Origin of the sequence: Arthrobacter zhangbolii, from assembly GCF_022869865.1 — a bacterium.
Lineage (GTDB): Bacteria > Actinomycetota > Actinomycetes > Actinomycetales > Micrococcaceae > Arthrobacter_B > Arthrobacter_B zhangbolii.
In genome coordinates, this window is sequence record NZ_CP094984.1 from 39,635 (window position 1) to 58,172 (window position 18,538).

Genomic DNA, 18,538 nt, shown 5'->3' on the forward strand with positions numbered 1-18,538 from the left:
TACGCCCGGGCGTCCGGGGGCCGGGGCGCCCGCGGAATGCGCCCGCGGGATAATGGGGTGCAGCGAGGGAAGGGGCAGGTGTGGATACCAGAGCAGCAGGGACACCGTCCGGCGGCCCGGAGCCTAGGGGAACGTCGCCTGAGCAGAGGGATCACGGCGACCACGGCGAGGCGGCGACTGATGAGCTGACGGCCGGGCGCTCGGAGCTGTCAGTGGGGCAGGTAGCGCAGCGCAGCGGTGTCAGCGTCTCCGCGCTGCATTTCTATGAGCGTCAGGGCCTGCTTTCCAGCCGCCGGACCCAGGGAAACCAGCGCCGGTTTGACCGCTCCGTGCTGCGGCGGGTCGCTGTGATCCGCGCAGCGCAACAGGCAGGCATCCCGCTGGCCGTCATCAGCCGCGCCTTTGGCGAACTGCCGCCGGACGGAGTGCCGGACCAGGCCGACTGGCAGCGCCTCTCCGCAGCATGGCGGCAGGAACTGGATTCCCGTATCCGGCACCTGCAGGCGCTGCGTGACCGTCTGGGCGGCTGTATCGGGTGCGGCTGCCTGTCACTGGCCGAATGCCGGTTTGTGAATCCCGATGACGCCTCGGCGGATTCCGGCACCGGTGCACGTGCCTTTGACGTCTAATCGCGGATTTGACCTCAACAATGGTTGAGGTTTTACCGTTGGAACATACCCTCAACGGGCTGGTCTGCGGAAGGACTCATTAATGGCGCACAATACTGCTCTGTGCGAGCGGGATGTAACGGAAGCATTCAAGGACGCCTTCCGGGCACATCCTGCGGGGGTGGCAATCATCACGGCCAACGGCAGCAGTGGACCGGTGGGCCTGACGGCGTCCTCGGTCTCCTCGGTATCGGCTGAACCGCCCATTCTTTCCTTCTCCCTGGCCTCCATGCACGGAACGGCAGGTGCCATCGCCGGCGCCGGAACCGTAGTAGTGCACCTGCTGGGTGCGGACAATGCCGAGCTGGCCGGGATCTTCGCCCGGCAGGGCGCTGACCGGTTCGGTTCCGCGAGGATCCGGACGCTTCCCGGCGGAGAACCCCTGCTCGAAGACGCGCCCGTGGCGCTGCTCTGCCGGATCGACGGCCGGGTGCCCGTGGGCGGATCCATTCTGATTGCCGCATCCGTCCTGTCGATTCTCCCGGGCAGCACGGGACAGGACCCGCTGGTTTACCACAACCGCACCTTCCACCGGCTGGGCGAGCACTCGGCACTGGGCTAAGGTTCTCCAGCCCGGACCCGCGCCGCCCTCCGGCTGCGAAAACAGGGGATAATCGGGGGAGAACCGGTGGCAGGAAGCCGTCCGGCGACGGACCCGAAAGAGGACGCAGCAATGGCCAAAAAGAAGTTCAAGGACCTGAGCACGGGACAAAAGAGGGGACTCGGAGTCCTGACAGGCCTGCAGTTCCTGCTTGCCGGCGCTGCCCTCCGGGATATCCGGCGGCGGCCCGCCACCCTGATCCGCGGCAGCCGCACGCTGTGGATGCTGGCCTGCGGCATCAACTTTGCCGGTCCCATTGCCTATTTCCTCTTCGGCCGGCGCACGGCCTAGGCATGGCGCGCAGACCCTCAGGAGCCGGAACCAAAACGCCGGTGCTGGATCCGGTACGCCTGCCTGAACTCGCGAGCGGCACCGGTGTTCCTGTGAGCGGCCATCAGGAGGCCGTGGCGTATGCCGATGAATCATTTGCCGGCCTGGAACTGCGCGGTGCGGTTTTTTCCGAATGCAGCCTCACCGGGGTTTCACTGGATGGTGCGGACCTCGCGGCTGCCCGTTTCCTGGAATCCCGGCTGGAAAACCTTTACGCTCCGGTATTCCATGCCTCCCGGACCACCTACCGTGATGTGGAAATCATCAATCCCCGGCTTGGATCTGCCGAGCTTTATGGCGGGACCTGGAACTCCGTCCGGGTGGACGGCGGCAAAATCGACTTCCTGAATCTGCGCGGATGCACGCTTAACAACGTGCTTTTCACCAACACCATCATCGGTGAACTGGACCTGGACGGGGCACGGCTGAACCGGGTGGCCTTCCGCGACTGCCGGATCGATTCCCTGCTGCTGGGCGCAGGAGGCTCGGCGGTGGACGCTGACCTGCGCGGAACTGAATTCCGCAGCATTACCGGCCTTCCCGCGCTCAAGGGCTTCACCATCGACGAGGAGCAGTTGCTGCTCCTTGCCCCCTTATTGGCTGCCCAGCTGGGACTGCGGGTGCAGTCCTAGGGCTGTCCGGCGTACTGGTCCCACGGGACGTTCCAGTCACCGAAGCCGTCATCCACGGAAACCGGTCCGGCTTCGGTGTTCAGCACCTGCACCACGTCGCCCGGCTCGAAGGTGTCATAGAAGTACTTGGCGCCCTCAGCAGACATACCAACGCAACCATGGGACACATTGATCCGGCCCAGGGCGCCCACTGCACCGTCGAGGGCCTGATGGACAAACACGCCGCTGTTGGTCAGCCGGCTGGCCCAGGAAGCATCGAAGGGCTCGTAGTAATCCGGATCACCGGGCTTCAACCCGATGCTTTCGGCCCGGAAAGGCAGCTTCTCATGCTGGCTCACCACTACCTGGTATCCGGAAGGGGAAGGCCAGGTGGGTTCGCCGAGCGTCACGGGGAACGTCCGCACCAGCTGCCCGTCAATGAAAACCTGCATGGTCTTGGTGGCATTATCAACCACGGCCAGACGGGTGTTGTGGGTATTGAACGTCCGGGTCTCGTTGAAGTTGCCGATCATTCCGTTGCCAAAGTCCACCCCGAAAAGCTGCATATCCACCGTGATGGCACTATTCGGTGCCCAGAAGGCCTCCGGACGGTACCGGACCTTGTTGTCGGTGATCCAGTGGAAGGCTCCGGTCTGTCCGGAGGTGCTGGTGATCTTGATAGCCTGCTCCACCGCGTCCTTGTTGGTGACCGGCTCGCTGAAATTGATTTCGATCGGCTGGCCAACGCCTACTACTGAGGCGTTCTGCGGGTACATAAACGCGTTGGCTTCATTGGCAGGTTTCACCGTTTCGAAGGTCTGTGACCGGGTGCTTTCCTTGCCGGCCTGGTCGATCAGCACCACGTCCATGGCGTATTTGGCGTTGAAAACCAGCGGTTCATCGGCGGTCCAGGTGGCCGCATCAGCGGAGAGGACACCGTCCACGGTTTCTCCGCCGGTCTCGGGCTTCAGACTGACCTTCTTGATGGTGGCGTTGGTTGCCGTCACGGTGGGCATGGACGCCGGGTTCACTTCCACGGCTCCGTCTGCGGGCGTGGTGGTGATGGATACCGGGGCCGCGGAAACGGACGGAGTGGCCGAGGCCGTGGCCGTGGCGGGCTGATCGCCGGCTGAGGGCCCGACCATCCCGGTGGCGAACGCCGCACCTATGCCGCCGCCCACCACGAGTACACCCGCAACAACGGCGGCGATGATCCACTTACGGCTCTTTTTGTCCTGGCCTGCGTTGTCCTGCACTGCGACGGTCCCCTCAAAGTACAAGCCGTCAGCACCTTCGAAATCCCTCTTCGAAAACCGGCGGCGTCATCCAGGCTGTACCAGCTGTACCGGCGCCCTCTGTCCTACCCGATGATATTCGATCCCCGGGCAGCGGTGTGCGGCGTTACCGAACTGCGGCCCGGGCCGCAGGCCTTTGTTTACGCGGGCTCCGTCATACGGGCTGCCTGGCGGGTGATGTTCCTCGCCATGGACGGAAAGATGAGGCCGTGGAACGGGGCAATCAGCCACCAGTACAGGCGTCCGGCCAGTCCCTTGGGGAAGTAAATGGCCCGCTGCCGGTACAGGCTGCCGCCCTCACCGTCCGGCTCCACGCGCATTTCCAGCCAGGCTTTGCCCGGCACCCGCATCTCGGCCCGCAGCCGCAGCAGTGTTCCGCGCTCCAGCAGTTCCACCCGCCACCAGTCGACCACATCGCCGGTGAACAGCGTGGTGGGATTGCGCCGGCCGCGGGTCAGCCCGGCACCGCCCACTGTTTTGTCCAGTACCCCGCGGATGGCCCAGGCCATGGGCAGGGAGTACCAGCCGTTGCGGCCGCCCACGCCTTCAATAACCTTCCAGACGGCGGCCGGGTCCACGGCGGAGCGGCGCTGCCGGGAATCCACATATACGGTCTGGCCGGCCCAATCGGGGTCGCTGGGCAACGGGTCCGATGCCAGGTCCGAGGACGCCGAGGCATTTGCCCAGGTGGTTTCCACCTCGCCTCGCTTTTCCTTGCCCAGGGCTCGCCGGACGGCGTCGTGATAATCCGTGAGGCCGCCTTCCGGAAGCGGCACATACCGGTCAATGTCGTGTTCCTTGGCAACGGCGTCGTGCTGCAGGGATTCCACCAGCGGCAGGGACATGGAGCGTGGAATCGGCGTCACCAGGGCCACCCAGTGCCCGGCCAGCCGCGGCGCCGGGAGCGGCAGCGCATAGATCCGCCGCCGGGGCAGCCCGGCCTCCTCGGCATATCCGTTCATCAGCTCGGCGTAGGTAAGCACTTCCCGGGACCCGAGGTCGAAGGTGCGGTTGACCTCGGCGGGGATATCCACGGCACGGACCAGATAGTGCAGCACATCGCGGACGGCAATCGGCTCGATGCGGCGGCGCACCCAGCTCGGTGCCGGCATCACCGGCAGTGTTTCCGTCAGGTGACGGATCATCTCAAAGGACGCGGATCCGGAACCGATGACGACGCCGGCCTGGTAAACCACCGCGGGCACCTCGCCTTCGAGCAGGATCCGCCCCACCTCGGTGCGGGACTTCATATGCGGGGACAGCTCGCCCTCTTCCGGATGCAGTCCGCCGAGATAGACAATCCTTTTCACACCGGCCTGGGCCGCGGCGTCGGCCACAATATGCGCGATGGCGGATTCCTGGTCGCTGAACCCCTTGCCGGAGGCCATGGAATGCACCAGGAAATAGAGGGTGTCGATCCCGGAGAAGGCCTCCACTGCGGATTCCTTCTCGGAAAGATCGCCCTTGACCACCTCCACGTCCGAGGCCCAGGGCACGTCGGAGAGCTTTTCCGGAGAGCGGGCGAGGACGCGCACATCATGCCCGTCTTCGAGCAGCAGGGGAACAAGGCGTCCGCCGATGTAGCCGGTGGCGCCGGTGACCAGGACATGCTGGCGTTCTGTCATTTTCCCAACATACACACGGGGTGTCGCCATTGGTCAGGGAAGCGGAACGCTCTGCGCGAAACTCCCCGAAACGGGGATCAGGGATTATCAGCCCCCTGACGAAATACTGGCGTTTGCCCCGTATCCCGGTAAGACTAGGGGACATGGCGACAGGCGGAGGGAAAACGCAGGAAACCGTCAGCGTGGAGGGACACCGGCTCCGCCTGACCAATCTCGACAAGGTGCTGTACCCCGAAACGGGAACCACCAAAGCCGACGTCATTTCCTATTACGCCGCCGTGGCGGATTACATGCTTCCGCATTCACGCAACCGTGCGGCCACCCGCAAACGGTGGGTGCACGGCGTCGGTACACCGGAGGAGCCGGGACAGGTGTTCTTTCAGAAGAACATCGAGGACTCCGCGCCGTCGTGGGTGAAACGGTTCCCCATTGAGCACAAAACCTCGACCAACTATTACCCGGTGGTCAATGACCTGGCCACCCTCACCTGGCTGGCCCAGTCAGCGGCCCTGGAGATCCACGTGCCGCAGTGGCAGTTCGGCCCGCGGGGCAAAATCGGCGCTGCGGACCGGATGGTGCTGGACCTGGATCCCGGAGATGGCGTCGGGCTGGCTGAGTGCGCCGAAGTAGCCCGGCTGGCCCGGTCCATCCTCTCGGATATGGGCCTGGATGCCCGGCCGGTCACCAGCGGGTCCAAGGGAATCCACCTGTACGCAGCGCTGGACGGCAGCCAGACCTCGGATGAGGTCAATGCGGTGGCCCACGAGCTGGCCCGGGCGCTGGAGGCGGATAACCCTGACCTGGTGGTCAGTGATATGAAGAAGTCACTGCGCCGGGGCAAGGTACTGGTGGACTGGAGCCAGAACAACGGCAACAAAACCACCATCTGCCCCTATTCGCTGCGTGGGCGCTTCCAGCCGACCGTGGCTGCTCCCCGGACCTGGGCGGAGCTCGAGGATCCCGGCCTGGCTCAACTGGATTACGAGCAGGTGCTGGAACGCCTCGATGATCCGGACCCGCTGGCCGGGATGGCGGACGGAACCTTTGCGGAGAAAGCATTGGAAGAGGCGGTTGAAGAGGAAGCGGGCGGCAGCCGGTCCGCGGACCGGCTGGGGAAATACCGGAGCATGCGTGACGCGGCCAAAACCCCGGAGCCGGTCCCGGAAGAGCCGTCCACCCCCACGGAGGGGAACAGCTTCGTTATCCAGGAGCACCACGCCCGCCGCCTGCACTGGGATTTCCGGCTGGAACACGACGGCGTGCTGGTTTCCTGGGCGCTGCCCAAAGGACCGCCGTCCACCACCGGCAAAAACAATCTGGCGGTGCAGACCGAGGATCATCCGCTGGATTACGGAACCTTCGAAGGACATATTCCCAAGGGGGAATATGGCGGAGGAGACGTCAAAATCTGGGATCACGGCACCTACGAGCGGGAAAAATGGCGGGACGGCAAGGAAGTCATTGCCGTTCTGCACGGCCAGCCCGACGGCGGCCTGGCGGGACAGGGTGCGGCGGACCGGCGTTTTGCCCTGATCCACACCGGCTCGGGCGGTGATAAGGCAAACAACAACTGGCTCATTCACCTCATGAAGGATCAGCCAAAGCCCGGTGAAAAAGGCAGGGATGACGAGTCCGACGGCGGCGTGAAGGTAAAGCCGGAGGCGGGGAGGCCCCGGCCCGCGACGCCTCAGGCCGCCGTCGCAGCGGCGGCGGAGGCTGATACCGGTCCTGCACCGACCGTGCCGGAGGAAGGAACGGATGACTCCGTCCCGGTGATCGAACCGATGCTGGCGACGGCGGGCAGCCGTGCCGAAATCAACAACGATGACGAATGGGCCTTCGAGATGAAATGGGACGGCGTGCGCGCCGTCGTGACCGTAACCCCGGAAGGGACCCGCCTGATCAGCCGCAACGGCAAGGATATGACCGCCGCCTATCCGGAACTGGCAGATCTCAGCGGGCACCTGAACGGGGAGCGGGCCGTACTGGATGCGGAAATAGTGACGCTTAACAAGGCCGGCCGCCCGGACTTCGGGTTGCTGCAGCCGCGGATGCATCTGAGTAAGCCGCGGGAAATAGCCGCCGCGGCGCAGCGGACGCCGGCGCACCTGATGGTCTTCGACCTGCTGTGGCTGGACGGCAAGTCCCTGGAGGAGCTGGGCTACGAACAGCGCCGGGAAATCCTCGAATCCGCGGTGGAAGCCACCCCGGACGGACACCTGCAGGTGCCCCCGGCGCTGGACATGGGCATGGATGAAGCCGTCGCCGCCAGCAAGGAACTCGGGCTGGAAGGAGTGATGGCCAAACGGCGCACCAGCACCTACAGCCCGGGCCGGCGCTCGAAAAACTGGCTGAAGCTGAAGAACCAGTTCACCCAGGAAGTGGTGGTGGTGGGCTGGCGGCCGGGCCAGGGCAACCGGCAGAACAAGGTGGGCTCCCTGCTGGTGGCCATTCCCGACGGTGTGGACCTGAAATACATCGGCCGGGTCGGCTCAGGACTGAGTGAAAAGGACCTGGCACTGATCGGTCCAAGGCTGAAGAAAATGTCCCGCAAAACCCCGCCGCTGGACGATGTGCCCGGAGCCGACGCTTCGGATGCCCAATGGGTACGTCCGGCACTGGTGGGGGAAGTGACGTTCTCCGAGCGCACCGGCAGCGGAAAACTGCGCCACCCCGTTTGGCGCGGCCTGCGCCCGGATAAAAAACCCTCCGACGTCGTGGTGGAGCCGGCCTAGCCGCGCGTCCGCCGGATCCCGTGAAAGGACCCCGAACATGACCGAGAGCAGCACCGCAGGAACCGGACACCTTCCCGCCGACGAACGCATCCCCGGCACCGAGCCGCACCACGACGGCGAGCTCGCCGGCGTGGACGCGTGGTGGCGGGCGGCCAACTATCTGTCTGCGGGCCAGATCTACCTGCGGGACAATCCGTTGCTGCGCCGGCCGTTGGAGGCCTCCGACGTCAAGGCGCGGCTGCTGGGCCACTGGGGCACCACGCCGGGACTGAACTTCATCTATGCCCACCTAAACCGGCTGATCCGCGAACAGCAGCGGAAGGTCCTGTTCATCACCGGGCCCGGGCACGGCGGACCGGCCAACGTGGCCAACGCGTGGCTGGAGGGCACCTACTCGGAGATCTACAGCCACGTTGGCCGCGATGAGGACGGGCTGCGCACCCTGTTCCGGCAGTTCTCCTACCCCGGCGGGGTGCCCAGCCACGCCGCCCCGGAAACCCCGGGATCCATCCACGAAGGCGGCGAACTGGGCTATTCCCTCGCCCATGCCTACGGTGCCGTCTTCGACAATCCGGATCTGATTGCGGCCACCGTCATTGGCGACGGCGAAGCGGAAACCGGCCCCCTGGCTGCCAGCTGGCATTCCAACAGTTTCCTGGACCCGGCCGTGGACGGCGCGGTACTGCCCATCCTGCACCTGAACGGCTACAAGATTGCCAACCCCACCATCCTGTCCCGGATGCCCGAGGAACAGCTGCTCAAACTGCTGGAGGGCTACGGATACCGGCCCTACGTGGTGACCGTGGAGGACCCGGCGGCGGTTGGGCAGGCGCACGAGGACTTCTCCGCCGTGCTGGAAACCTGCCTTGCCGAAATCACCGCCATCCAGGCGCCCTACCGCACGGGGGAGCGCACCGCGGTGCCGGCGGACGTGCCCGCCGCGGAAACCGACGAGGTGCATGCCCCGCGCTGGCCGATGATTGTGTTCCGCTCACCCAAGGGCTGGACCGGCCCCGGAATGGTGGACGGACTTCCGGTGGAGGGGACCTGGCGGGCGCACCAGGTGCCGCTGTCCGAAATCCATGACAACCCCGAGCACCTGGCCCAACTGCAGGAATGGATGCTCTCCTACCGGCCGGCGGAACTGTTCGACGCCGAGGGCAGGCTGGTGGCGGAGATCGCCGCGCTGGCCCCGCCCGGGGAGCTGCGGATGAGCGCCACCCCCTACGCCAACGGCGGACGGCTGCTGCAGGACCTGCGCCTGCCCGGGTACGCGGACCATGCGGTGAAGATCGATCATCCCGGATCGGAACGGGTGAGCCCGATGTTTAACCTGGGCGGCTACCTCCGCGAGGTGATTCGGCAAAACCCGTCTAACTTCCGGATCTTCGGTCCGGACGAGACGGCATCCAACCGCCTGCAGTCCGTCTACGACGTCACTCACAAGGCCTGGCAGCAGCGCATCGATGAACTGGATGAGCATCTGGCCCGCAGCGGGCGGGTGGCCGAGGTGCTCTCCGAACACCTCTGCGAGGGCTGGCTGGAAGGCTATCTGCTGACCGGCCGGCACGGGGTCTTCAACTGCTACGAAGCCTTTGTGCACATTGTCGATTCCATGTTCAACCAGCACGCCAAGTGGCTGAAGGTCAGCCGCTCCCTGTCCTGGCGCCAGCCCATCGCCTCGCTGAACTACCTGCTCTCCAGCCATGTGTGGCAGCAGGACCACAACGGGTTCTCGCATCAGGACCCCGGCTTCATTGACCACGTGGTGAACAAAAAGGCGGAGGTCATCCGGGTGTACCTGCCGCCGGATGCCAACACGCTGCTGGCCGTGGCCGGACACATCCTGGCCAGCCGGGACCGGGTGAACGTAGTGGTCTCCGGCAAGCAGCCGGCGCCGGTCTGGCTTAATCCGGAACAGGCGCTGCTGCATGTGGAGCGCGGCGTGGGCATCTGGGACTTCGCCGGCAGCGAAGACACCGGCCCTGGCGGGAAGACCGAGCCCGACGTCGTGATGGCCTGCGCCGGTGACGTGCCCACCCTGGAAACCGTGGCCGCCGCGGCACTGTTGAAGGAGCAGCTGCCCGAGCTGAAAATCCGGGTGGTCAATGTGGTGGACCTGATGGCGCTGCAGGATCCGCGCGAGCATCCCAGCGGCCTGCCGGACCGGGATTTCGACACCCTTTTCACTACGGGCAAGCCGGTGATTTTCGCCTATCACGGCTACCCGTGGCTGATTCACCGGCTGACCTACCGGCGCACCAACCATGAAAACCTGCACGTGCGCGGCTACAAGGAGGAAGGCACCACCACCACGCCGTTCGACATGGCCATGCTGAACCAGATTGACCGCTTCCAATTGGCCATCGACGTGCTGGACCGGGTAGCGTCGCTGAGATCGACGCAGGCGTCCTTCCGGCAGTATCTGCAGGACGAACGGGCACGTGCCCGGCAGTACACCCGCGACGAGGGGCAGGATCCGCCGTACATCACCGGCTGGAACCTGCAGGAAGCAGAGCAGGACACGCCCGGCTGAGGTTTGGCCAGGCGCGGTACGCACAGGCTTCGGCGCCGGCCCACCGGCCGGCCGCCGTGGAAAAAGTACTATCCATCCATCGAAGGAGAGTTCATTGACCACTGATCAGACGAGCGTTGTAGTTTCCCGGGTCATCGATGCCTCGGCCGCAGACATCTTCAACCTGTTGTCCAACCCCGAGCGCCACCACGAGCTGGACGGTTCCGGCATGGTGGTCTCGGATGAGAAGACCGACCGCATTACGGCTTCCGGCCAGGTTTTCACCATGAACATGCACAACGAAAAAATGGGCGACTACCAGACGGATAACCACGTCACGGGGTACGACCACAACAAGATCCTGGCCTGGCAGACCGCCCCGGCCGGCACCGAACCCAAGGGCTGGCAGTGGGTCTGGGAACTCCAGCCCGACGGCGCGGACTCCACCGAGGTCACGCTGACCTATGACTGGTCCCACGTCACCGACAAGGACACGCTGAAGCAGGTCTCCTTCCCGATGGTGTCCAAGGACGACCTGGAGGAATCGCTGAACAAGCTCGCGGCAGCGGTTTCCGGAGCGTAGCGGCTTTCCACAACATACGACGGCGGCCGGTTCCCTTTCATAAGGGGACCGGCCGCCGTCGTTATGCCGGGACAGCCGAACTCCGTCGAACCGAACTCCGTCGAACCGAACTCAGTCGAACCGAACTACAACCTTGTCCGCAGCGCCAGGCGTCTTCGCCAGCTCAAGCGCTTCCAGGGACCGGTCGAACGGCAGGACATCGCTGATGATCAGGGCGTATTTCTGCCAGTTCTCGATGATGTCGTCGGTGACCTCGAAGATCTCGGTGGGGTAGCCCATCGCGAAGACAATGGTCAGTTCCGTGGTGAGGATGGAACCGAAGTCCAGCTCCACGGGGTTCTTGTGCACGGCAACCACACCCAGCACTGCACCGGATTTCGCCACGTCACCGACCGTCTTGGGAATCACGGGCGCACCAGCGGCGTCGAGGAAGATATCCGTGCCGGAGCGGGTGCCGCGGACAAGCATTGTGGCGCCGTCTCCGTGCAGCTCGACCAGCCGGGCTGCTACGTCCTCCTCCGCGGAGTTGATGACCGCGTCTGCACCGATCTGCAGGGCTTTCTCCAGACGGGACTCAATGATGTCCACAACAACGATGTGTGAGGCGCCACGGCGGCGGTAGCCCAATACGGCACCCAAACCGATGGGACCCGCGCCGAAAACCACTACCTTGTCGCCGGGCTTGGGGTTGGTGCGGTTCACGGCGTGGTAGGCCACGGCCATGGGTTCGTTGAGCGCAGCGACCTCCCACGGTATTTCAGTGGGAATTACGCGGAGTTGGCGGCCGGGAACGGCGTCCTTGACCAGTACATATTCGGACAGTCCGCCTTGCGCACCGCCGCTGCCCAGCAGCCCGTCGGTAAAGGCCATGGTGTCGATAACCACGTGGTCCCCTACAGAGAATCCCTCGACCTCGGCGCCGACTTCCGCCACTTCGGCAGCCGGTTCATGCCCCAGCGGGGTAGCCCCCTGGCGCGGCGGAATCCCGCCGACGTGGCTGTAGAACGCATCGGAACCACAGATTCCGCAGGCTTTCATTTTCAGGAGGACGTCGCGGGGGCCGGGGGCCGGCCGGTCCACCTCCACCCATTCATTGGTGTCCGGACCGGTGACGTGGACGGATTTCATGGTGTTCTCCCTGATGGTGATGGTGATGGTGGTCGTGATGGTGGGTGCGGGATAGAGCGACGGCGGCCGGTCCCTTCCCTCGGGAAAGTGCCGGCCGCCGTCGTTTTGGGTGCGGTTGTTAGACCGCGGACCAGCCGCCGTCGGAAGGCAGGATGGCGCCGTTGATGTTGACGCCGTCGTCGCTGAGCAGGAACGTGATGGACGCCGCCAGGTCCTCGGCCGAGGCGAGGCCCGGGATGTTGACCCGGGCGGGGGAAAGGCGGGCCTCACCGTACTCGCTGGTCTTGCCGCCCATCGGAATGCCGGTGGCGACGCCGCCCGGAGCAACCGCATTTACACGTATGCCTTCACGGGCATACATAAACGCGGTGCTGCGGGTAATGCCCACCACGGCGTGCTTGGAAGCGGTGTAGGCCACACCGGAGGCGGAGCCGCGCAGGCCCGCTTCGGAGGTGATGTTCACAATGGAGCCCTTGCCGGCTTCGAGCATGGTCGGCAGTACGGCGCGGGTGAGGCGCATCAGGCCGTCCACGTTCACGGCGAAGATCTTCTGCCACATGGCGTCGGAGACCTCGTGCAGCGGGGAGAAGTCGTCATTGATGCCTGCCACGTTGGCCAGACCGTCGATCTGTCCGCCGGCAGCGGCAATGATGCGCTCCACGGCGGCGGCGTCGGTGAGGTCCGCAGCGACCGGGACAATGGCTTCGCCGGTCTGCTCCGCGAGCTCGGTGATCTTTGCCTCTGCCATGTCTACGGCGATCACGCGGCCGCCTTCACGGGCAATTCGGGAGGCGGTGGCGCGGCCGATGCCGGAGCCGGCGCCGGTAACGATCACGGTCTTGCCATCGAAGCGGCCGGCGACCGTGGGCAGCACTGCTGCTTCGGTTTCGGGCATAACGCCGCCGTTGGCCGCCTTCACGAGTTCATCCACGGCGGCCTGCGGGAACTGGCCCTGGCTCAGGTCCACCAGCTGCTGCAGCTTCAGGGTCAGCGCCGGGCCCAGGCTGGACTCGTCGCTGCCTGCCTGGGCAAGCATGCCGCGGATGGCGGGGCCGCCTGCCGGGTGGTCGAGCCACTGCTGGACGGTGTTCTGGGCGGTGATGGGCTGGTTAGCCATGGACCGGTCCTTTCCAATCGGGGGCGGCCGTGGTTTGGTGCGACCGCAGGTTGCGAGGCAGTCTACCCGTGCCGGTGGATTCGTCACTTACACGTGTAAGTTGCCTGTAATGTCAGACTACCGGAGAAATCCGACGGGCATAAGACGGAAAGGACGGCCGTGGAACGCAGGGCCACCTCGAGCGATGTAGCGAAGACGGCGGGCGTGTCCCGCGCCACAGTCAGCTATGTGCTGAACGGCCGGACAGGCCAAAGTATCTCCGCTGCCACCCGGAACCGGGTTCTCGCAGCAGCCCGGGAACTCGGCTACACGCCCTCCACTGCTGCACGCACGTTGCGCCGCGGACGCAGCGACTTGGTATTGATGCTGCTCCCGCCCGAACCCCTGGGCCGTGCCCTGGCCATGATTATCGACGCCGCGTCCGAACAAGTGGAACGGAACGGGCTGCGCCTGGTGGCCCACCGGGTACCGTCCCGGGGCGGGGCGGTACCCCTGGTGCAGTCCCTGGCACCCGCAGCGCTGATTTTGATTGCCCCGCTTCCGGACGCTGAGATCGCCGCCGTCCAGGCTGCCGGGATTACGGTTGTTTCGCTGCCGCAGACGGCGGGGGACCCGCTGGCTCCTGATCTGGGCATTGGCGCGATGCAGGTGAAGCACCTGGTGGAATCCGGGCACGAGCGGATCGGTGTGGCCGTGCCGCCGGAATCCGGGTACGCCTGGCGGGTGAAGGTCAGGCTGGCCGCGATCCGGGATGCCTGTGCCAGGTACGGCCTGCCCGCACCCGCCGTCGAGCGTCTCGGGCTGGAAGCAGCAGAGGCGGCGGCCGCCGTCGAGCGCTGGCTGGAGGGGGAACAGCGCGTCAGCGCGGTCTGCGCGTTCGATGACGACCACGCCTTCGCAGTGCTCTCCGGGCTGTCGGTCCACGGGCTGCAGGCACCCCGGGACCTGGCGGTGATCGGTGCCGAAGACATTCCGCTGGCCGGGCTGGCCGTGCCGCCGCTGACCACCGTCAGCGTGGATGCCCGCCGGCTGGGGGAGCATTTTGCCCAGGCCGCGCTGGCGTCCGCCTCCGGAGCAGGCGAGGACGGTGCGGCGCTGGCAGTGGCGGGACCGCCCGCCGTCAGCCTGATACTGCGCGCCTCGGCCTGAAACCGGGCACGCTCAGCCGGCGAGCTGCCGGAGGATGTACCGGTGCTATCCGTGCTACCCGTGCGGCCATGCCGCCACGGCCTTCTCCACAGCCCGCCGGGCGTTGGCTTTCAGCTGTTCCACGAGGTTGATCACCGGTTCGGCCGCCCGTTTGCCCCGGGGCGGCCGCCAGGTGCCCACCACCGTGCCGTCGAAAAGGACGGCCGGCCGGAAGATGCCGTTTTTGCCGGGCACCACCGCCTGCAGGGCGGCCGGCCCGGCCACCAGGGAGCGGTCCGCATACCCGAGGATCCACTCGTCGAAGCCCGGTACCAGTGTTGCGCCGGAGGGCTCCGGCTCCGATGCCTCCCCGATCAGCCACGCCGGGCGTCCCTGCACCAGCACTTCCTGAAGATCCGCCACCCCCGCAGCGGCGCGGCGCACCACGGTTTTGGGCAGCTTGGTCCACCAGGCCAGATCGGCCTCGGAGACGGGACCGCGGGCCAGCACGAAGCCTCGGACAAGTGCGCTGAGGTCCCCGCCGCCTGCGCCGTCGTGCTCCGTGAGGGTGGCAAGCTGTTCGGTGCCGGAAGGCGTAAACCGGCCCCAATGGAACAACCCGTCCACGGCCAAATGCATCAGCAGGTGGTATCCGCGTCCGTCGCCCGTCCGGATCCCGGCGGCGGCCCAGAGATCCATGACCTCGGCCCGCCGCAGCGGACGCTCCTGCAGCGCCTCCCGCAGGGAGTCCCGGCCACGGCGAAGCACCGACTCCTCCAGGCCCAGTTCCGTCCGTCGCCGGGCCGTCGCGGTGTGGGTGCGCTCCGCCGTGAAATGAAGCAAAGCAGCCAGATGCCCCGGCGTGGTGGCGAACAGGGTGCCGCGCATGGGCCATCCCCGCACCAGATCGCCGCTGTCAAAGGCATCCCGGACATCCTGCACGGTGGTGCCGGGCCGTGACCGGATGGCGATGGCGCGTAGGACGGCGGGCAAATCCTGTCCCTGCAGGCCCACGGCCCGCCGCACCGCTTCGGCGGGTGCAAGGTCTGATCCGGTCAGCAGGTGGGACCGCAGGCGGAGTCTCCGCGCCTGCGCATCCGTGAGGTTCTGGGCCACGGTGCCCAGCCTGACCTACCCTGGCGGTACTGGCAAGGAGTCAAAGCCCGCCCCGCTGCCGGGACCGGAGCGGAAAACGCCCGGAACGCGTGCGCAGCAGTGGTCAGGGCTGCTGGTCCTCTTCCCTGGCGCGGAAAATCTGCATCTGCCGGTAACGGCGGCCCAGGGACTCGCGCCGTGGCTTCGCCGGGGCGTCTTCCGGCTCTGCAGTGAGGTCAATGTGCTTTTTGCCGAAGCGCCACAGGAGCAGGTCATCGAGCAGGCGGTCCGGGCCCGGGGAATACCGGTGGTCCAGTGCGGCACGTACCTTGGTGATGGCATCGGCTTGCAGCAGCCCGGCCAGGTCCATGGTGGTCTTCATGCCGTGGGCGGCCAGCAGTTCCGCCGCCCAGCCCCAGTCATCCCCGGATTTGCGGTTCACATGCGGCAGCAGGGTCAGCCAGACGTCGCGGATCCGGTTCGGGGTCAGCGGCGCGCTGCCCTCACCGTCTTCATCCCAGAAACCGGTCACCGTCTCATACCGTTCATGCAGCTCGGCAAAAGCGGTCTCCACGGTTTCCAGCATGGCGGCCGTGGCGGTGAACTGGCGGTCAAAGTACGGGCTCCAGGCCCGCGGGTCGCCGGCCTTGAAGCGGATGTCATGCTCAATCTCGGACCAGGCATGTGCCAGCACGGTGCGGATCTGCACTTCGAACAGGTAGCTGCCGTTGGGGCGCTGGTCCGGTTCCAGCAGTTTGTGGAACTGCCGTACGGTCTCGTTCTGGATGGTCCGCAGGATCAGGTGGCGGCTGGAGTAGCCGTAGGTCCCGGATTCGATGGACCCGATGTCCTTCTCCCGGTCGCCGCGGCAGTCGAATTCCGCCCGCTGGCGCTTGATCAGGTTGGCCGCTTCATCCACTTCGTGCGGCAGGGTCATAATGACGCGCAGACCCACCAGGTCCGTGAGGTTGCGCATCGGATCGGGAAACAGGAGCGAGGGCAGCTCACCGGGGTTTTCCGGCGGCAGCATCCGCGAGGCCTTGTCCCGGAAGGACTCCACGGACTTGGTGCGGGAGGCGACGAAGAGCGGCTTCACCGGGCTGTCCGCGAAAACGCTGCGCAGATTCGCTTCCATCTCAGCGGTCACTGCCTCCAGCCCGGGGCGTACCCGGGCATATTCGTCAGTACTTGCCTGGACCACCGGCCGCAGCCGCTCATCCAATGTGTCCCACGCGCTCAAAACGAAATCCCTTTCCCCTGCCTGCCACCAGCCTATGGCACGGCCCTGACCAAACCGCCGGGGATACCTGGCGGTAGGCTCCCTATCAGATTAAGCCCCCGCCGGAAGGATCCCCATGTCAGCACCGCCCCGACGGATTGCCTACGGCCCCGGCCCGGAGCAGTACGCCGAGCTGACGCTGCCGTCCGGCGGCTCACCCTCCCGGGGCACCGTGGTCATCATCCACGGCGGATACTGGCGTGCGCCGTACACCGCCGAGCTGGGCAGTCCGCTGGCCCGGGACCTGGCTGACCGCGGTTTTGCCTGCTGGAACCTGGAATACCGGCGGGCGGGAAACGGCGGCGGATGGCCGGTTACCTTCTCCGATATCCGTGCAGGCATCGACGCGCTGGCTGACGCGGCCGGCAGCTTCGACATTGACCTGTCCACGATCACCCTCCTGGGCCATTCCGCCGGCGGCCATCTGGCCGTCCTCGCCGCGGCACAGGCGGGCTCCCGCGTTGCCGTCAGCGGCGTCGTCAGCCAGTCCGGTGTGCTGAACCTGGCCGAAGCACATGAGCTGGGCCTGAGCGACGGTGCCGTGCAGAACTTCCTTGGCTGCAGCCCGGAGGAGGATCCGCAGCGCTACCGCGAGGCCGACCCGATGTTTGCGCTGCCCCTGCACGTACCGGCATGGGTGCTGCACGGGGAGGATGACACCACGGTGCCGTTCACCCAGTCCGCCGGCTGGGCCGAGGCCGCCGCGGCGGCCGGCGGCCGGGTCCACCTGCGCCGCATTCCCGGCGACCATTTCGCCATGATCACACCCGGCACACCGGCCTGGGACGCCGTCGTCCGCGCGGTCGGCGAGGCTGCCGGAATCACCGGCACATAAGGCAACCCGGGAGCTGCTCTGTTAGGTTGAAAGTGTGCTTACAGTCATAGGTGAAGCCCTTGTTGATGAGGTGGTCAGCGATACCGCGCCGCGCCGCTCCCACCCCGGCGGCAGTCCGCTGAACGTTGCCGTGGGCGTGGCCCGGCTGGGGCGCCCGGTGCAGTTTGTGGGCCGCTTCGGTTCCGACGCCAACGGCGCCCTGATTGCCGAACACCTGCGGGCAAATTCGGTCCTGACCGCATTCGCTGCAGATGATCTGCCCACCAGCGTGGCCACCGCCGTCCTGGACCCGGCCGGCGGTGCCCGCTACACCTTTGACCTTGAGTGGCAGCTGCCGGACCTGGCCGCGAACCTGCCGGCCCTGCTGGACGGGACCACCATGCTGCATACCGGGTCCATCGCCGCCATGCTCGCGCCCGGAGCCGGGCACGTCTTCCGTGCCGTGGAACGTGCCCGCGCCTCGGCAACCATCAGCTACGACCCGAACTGCCGGCCGTCCATCATCACTGACGTGTCCTATGCCCGGGAACAGGCCGAGAAGTTCGTGGCGCTGGCCGACGTCGTCAAAGCCTCCGACGAAGACCTGCAGTGGCTCTACCCGGACGAATCCCCGGAAAGCTCGGCTCGGCGCTGGCTTGCGGCGGGACCGTCCCTGGTGGTGGTAACCCGGGGGTCGCGCGGCCCGTGGGCGGTAGCCGCTGCGGGTGACTGCGCCGTCGCGGCACCGACCGTAACAGTCACGGACACCGTGGGGGCAGGCGACTCCTTTATGTCCGCCCTGCTGGTGGGGCTGATGGACCGCGAACTGGACGGCGGCGCCCGGCGCAGCAACCTGGCCCGCATCGGCCTCCGTGACCTGGAAGAGCTGCTTTTCTTCGCTGCGCGTGCCGCCGCCATCACAGTCTCCCGCGCCGGAGCCAACCCGCCGTACCGCAGCGAACTTTCCTAGACCGCGCCGACGCGCCATCGCGCCGAGGCGTCCCCAGGCCCTGC

Annotated in this window: 16 protein-coding genes; 10 read left to right on the forward strand and 6 right to left on the reverse strand. The window is 66.3% G+C overall.

Going from position 1 to position 18,538, the window contains the following annotated elements; all coding sequences use genetic code 11:
* Positions 1-80: 80 nt before the first annotated feature.
* The 4 genes from soxR to MUK71_RS00230 all read left to right on the forward strand — a co-directional run bounded on the left by soxR (position 81) and on the right by MUK71_RS00230 (position 2,231).
* Complete coding sequence (gene soxR / locus MUK71_RS00215; protein WP_279326967.1) at positions 81-629, forward strand: redox-sensitive transcriptional activator SoxR; 549 nt, start codon at positions 81-83, stop codon at positions 627-629.
* Positions 630-711: 82 nt separating this feature from the next.
* Positions 712-1,230 (forward strand): flavin reductase family protein, encoded by a 519-nt coding sequence (locus MUK71_RS00220; protein ID WP_227903153.1) that lies wholly within the window; start codon positions 712-714, stop codon positions 1,228-1,230.
* A gap of 111 nt (positions 1,231-1,341) precedes the next feature.
* Complete coding sequence (locus MUK71_RS00225; RefSeq protein ID WP_227903154.1) at positions 1,342-1,560, forward strand: PLDc N-terminal domain-containing protein; 219 nt, start codon at positions 1,342-1,344, stop codon at positions 1,558-1,560.
* A 2-nt stretch (positions 1,561-1,562) separates the two neighbouring features.
* On the forward strand, positions 1,563-2,231 hold the full coding sequence (locus MUK71_RS00230) for a pentapeptide repeat-containing protein (RefSeq protein ID WP_227928107.1): 669 nt from the start codon (positions 1,563-1,565) through the stop codon (positions 2,229-2,231).
* Here MUK71_RS00230 and MUK71_RS00235 read toward each other — a convergent pair.
* Together MUK71_RS00235 and MUK71_RS00240 are read right to left on the reverse strand one after the other, a co-directional pair.
* Entirely contained in the window at positions 2,228-3,490 is a 1,263-nt protein-coding gene (locus MUK71_RS00235) for a L,D-transpeptidase (RefSeq protein ID WP_227928106.1), read from the reverse strand. The genes MUK71_RS00230 and MUK71_RS00235 overlap by 4 nt on opposite strands.
* Positions 3,491-3,645: 155 nt before the next feature.
* Complete coding sequence (locus tag MUK71_RS00240) at positions 3,646-5,130, reverse strand: SDR family oxidoreductase (RefSeq protein WP_227903157.1); 1,485 nt, start codon at positions 5,128-5,130, stop codon at positions 3,646-3,648.
* Positions 5,131-5,273: 143 nt separating this feature from the next.
* Between MUK71_RS00240 and MUK71_RS00245 the strand changes: the two genes are divergently transcribed.
* The 3 genes from MUK71_RS00245 to MUK71_RS00255 all read left to right on the forward strand — a co-directional run bounded on the left by MUK71_RS00245 (position 5,274) and on the right by MUK71_RS00255 (position 10,963).
* Entirely contained in the window at positions 5,274-7,865 is a 2,592-nt protein-coding gene (locus tag MUK71_RS00245) for an ATP-dependent DNA ligase (RefSeq protein WP_227928105.1), read from the forward strand.
* 37 nt (positions 7,866-7,902) lie between these two features.
* Positions 7,903-10,401, forward strand: coding sequence for a phosphoketolase family protein (locus tag MUK71_RS00250; RefSeq protein ID WP_227928104.1), 2,499 nt, complete (start codon positions 7,903-7,905; stop codon positions 10,399-10,401).
* Between the two features lie 94 nt (positions 10,402-10,495).
* A complete protein-coding gene (locus MUK71_RS00255; protein ID WP_227903160.1) occupies positions 10,496-10,963 on the forward strand; it encodes an SRPBCC family protein in 468 nt (155 codons plus the stop codon).
* A 111-nt stretch (positions 10,964-11,074) separates the two neighbouring features.
* Here MUK71_RS00255 and MUK71_RS00260 read toward each other — a convergent pair whose 3' ends face one another.
* Positions 11,075-12,091 carry a zinc-dependent alcohol dehydrogenase gene (locus MUK71_RS00260; RefSeq protein WP_227903161.1) on the reverse strand — a complete coding sequence of 339 codons (1,017 nt, stop codon included), beginning with the start codon at positions 12,089-12,091 and terminating at the stop codon, positions 11,075-11,077.
* Positions 12,092-12,209: 118 nt separating this feature from the next.
* Positions 12,210-13,208 carry an SDR family NAD(P)-dependent oxidoreductase gene (locus MUK71_RS00265; protein WP_227903162.1) on the reverse strand — a complete coding sequence of 333 codons (999 nt, stop codon included), beginning with the start codon at positions 13,206-13,208 and terminating at the stop codon, positions 12,210-12,212.
* 159 nt (positions 13,209-13,367) lie between these two features.
* On the opposite strand from MUK71_RS00265, the gene MUK71_RS00270 reads away from it, so the two are divergent.
* On the forward strand, positions 13,368-14,357 hold the full coding sequence (locus tag MUK71_RS00270) for a LacI family DNA-binding transcriptional regulator (RefSeq protein WP_227903163.1): 990 nt from the start codon (positions 13,368-13,370) through the stop codon (positions 14,355-14,357).
* 54 nt (positions 14,358-14,411) lie between these two features.
* Here MUK71_RS00270 and MUK71_RS00275 read toward each other — a convergent pair whose 3' ends face one another.
* Complete coding sequence (locus MUK71_RS00275; protein ID WP_227928103.1) at positions 14,412-15,452, reverse strand: winged helix DNA-binding domain-containing protein; 1,041 nt, start codon at positions 15,450-15,452, stop codon at positions 14,412-14,414.
* A gap of 103 nt (positions 15,453-15,555) precedes the next feature.
* Positions 15,556-16,671 (reverse strand): GTP pyrophosphokinase, encoded by a 1,116-nt coding sequence (locus MUK71_RS00280; protein WP_227928101.1) that lies wholly within the window; start codon positions 16,669-16,671, stop codon positions 15,556-15,558.
* 115 nt (positions 16,672-16,786) lie between these two features.
* Between MUK71_RS00280 and MUK71_RS00285 the strand changes: the two genes are divergently transcribed.
* Together MUK71_RS00285 and MUK71_RS00290 are read left to right on the forward strand one after the other, a co-directional pair.
* Positions 16,787-17,545: an alpha/beta hydrolase family protein gene (locus tag MUK71_RS00285; protein ID WP_227928100.1), complete on the forward strand. Its 759-nt coding sequence runs from the start codon at positions 16,787-16,789 to the stop codon at positions 17,543-17,545.
* Positions 17,546-17,579: 34 nt separating this feature from the next.
* Positions 17,580-18,494, forward strand: a complete 915-nt coding sequence (locus MUK71_RS00290) for a carbohydrate kinase family protein (RefSeq protein WP_227903167.1) — start codon at positions 17,580-17,582, stop codon at positions 18,492-18,494.
* Positions 18,495-18,538: the final 44 nt, after the last annotated feature.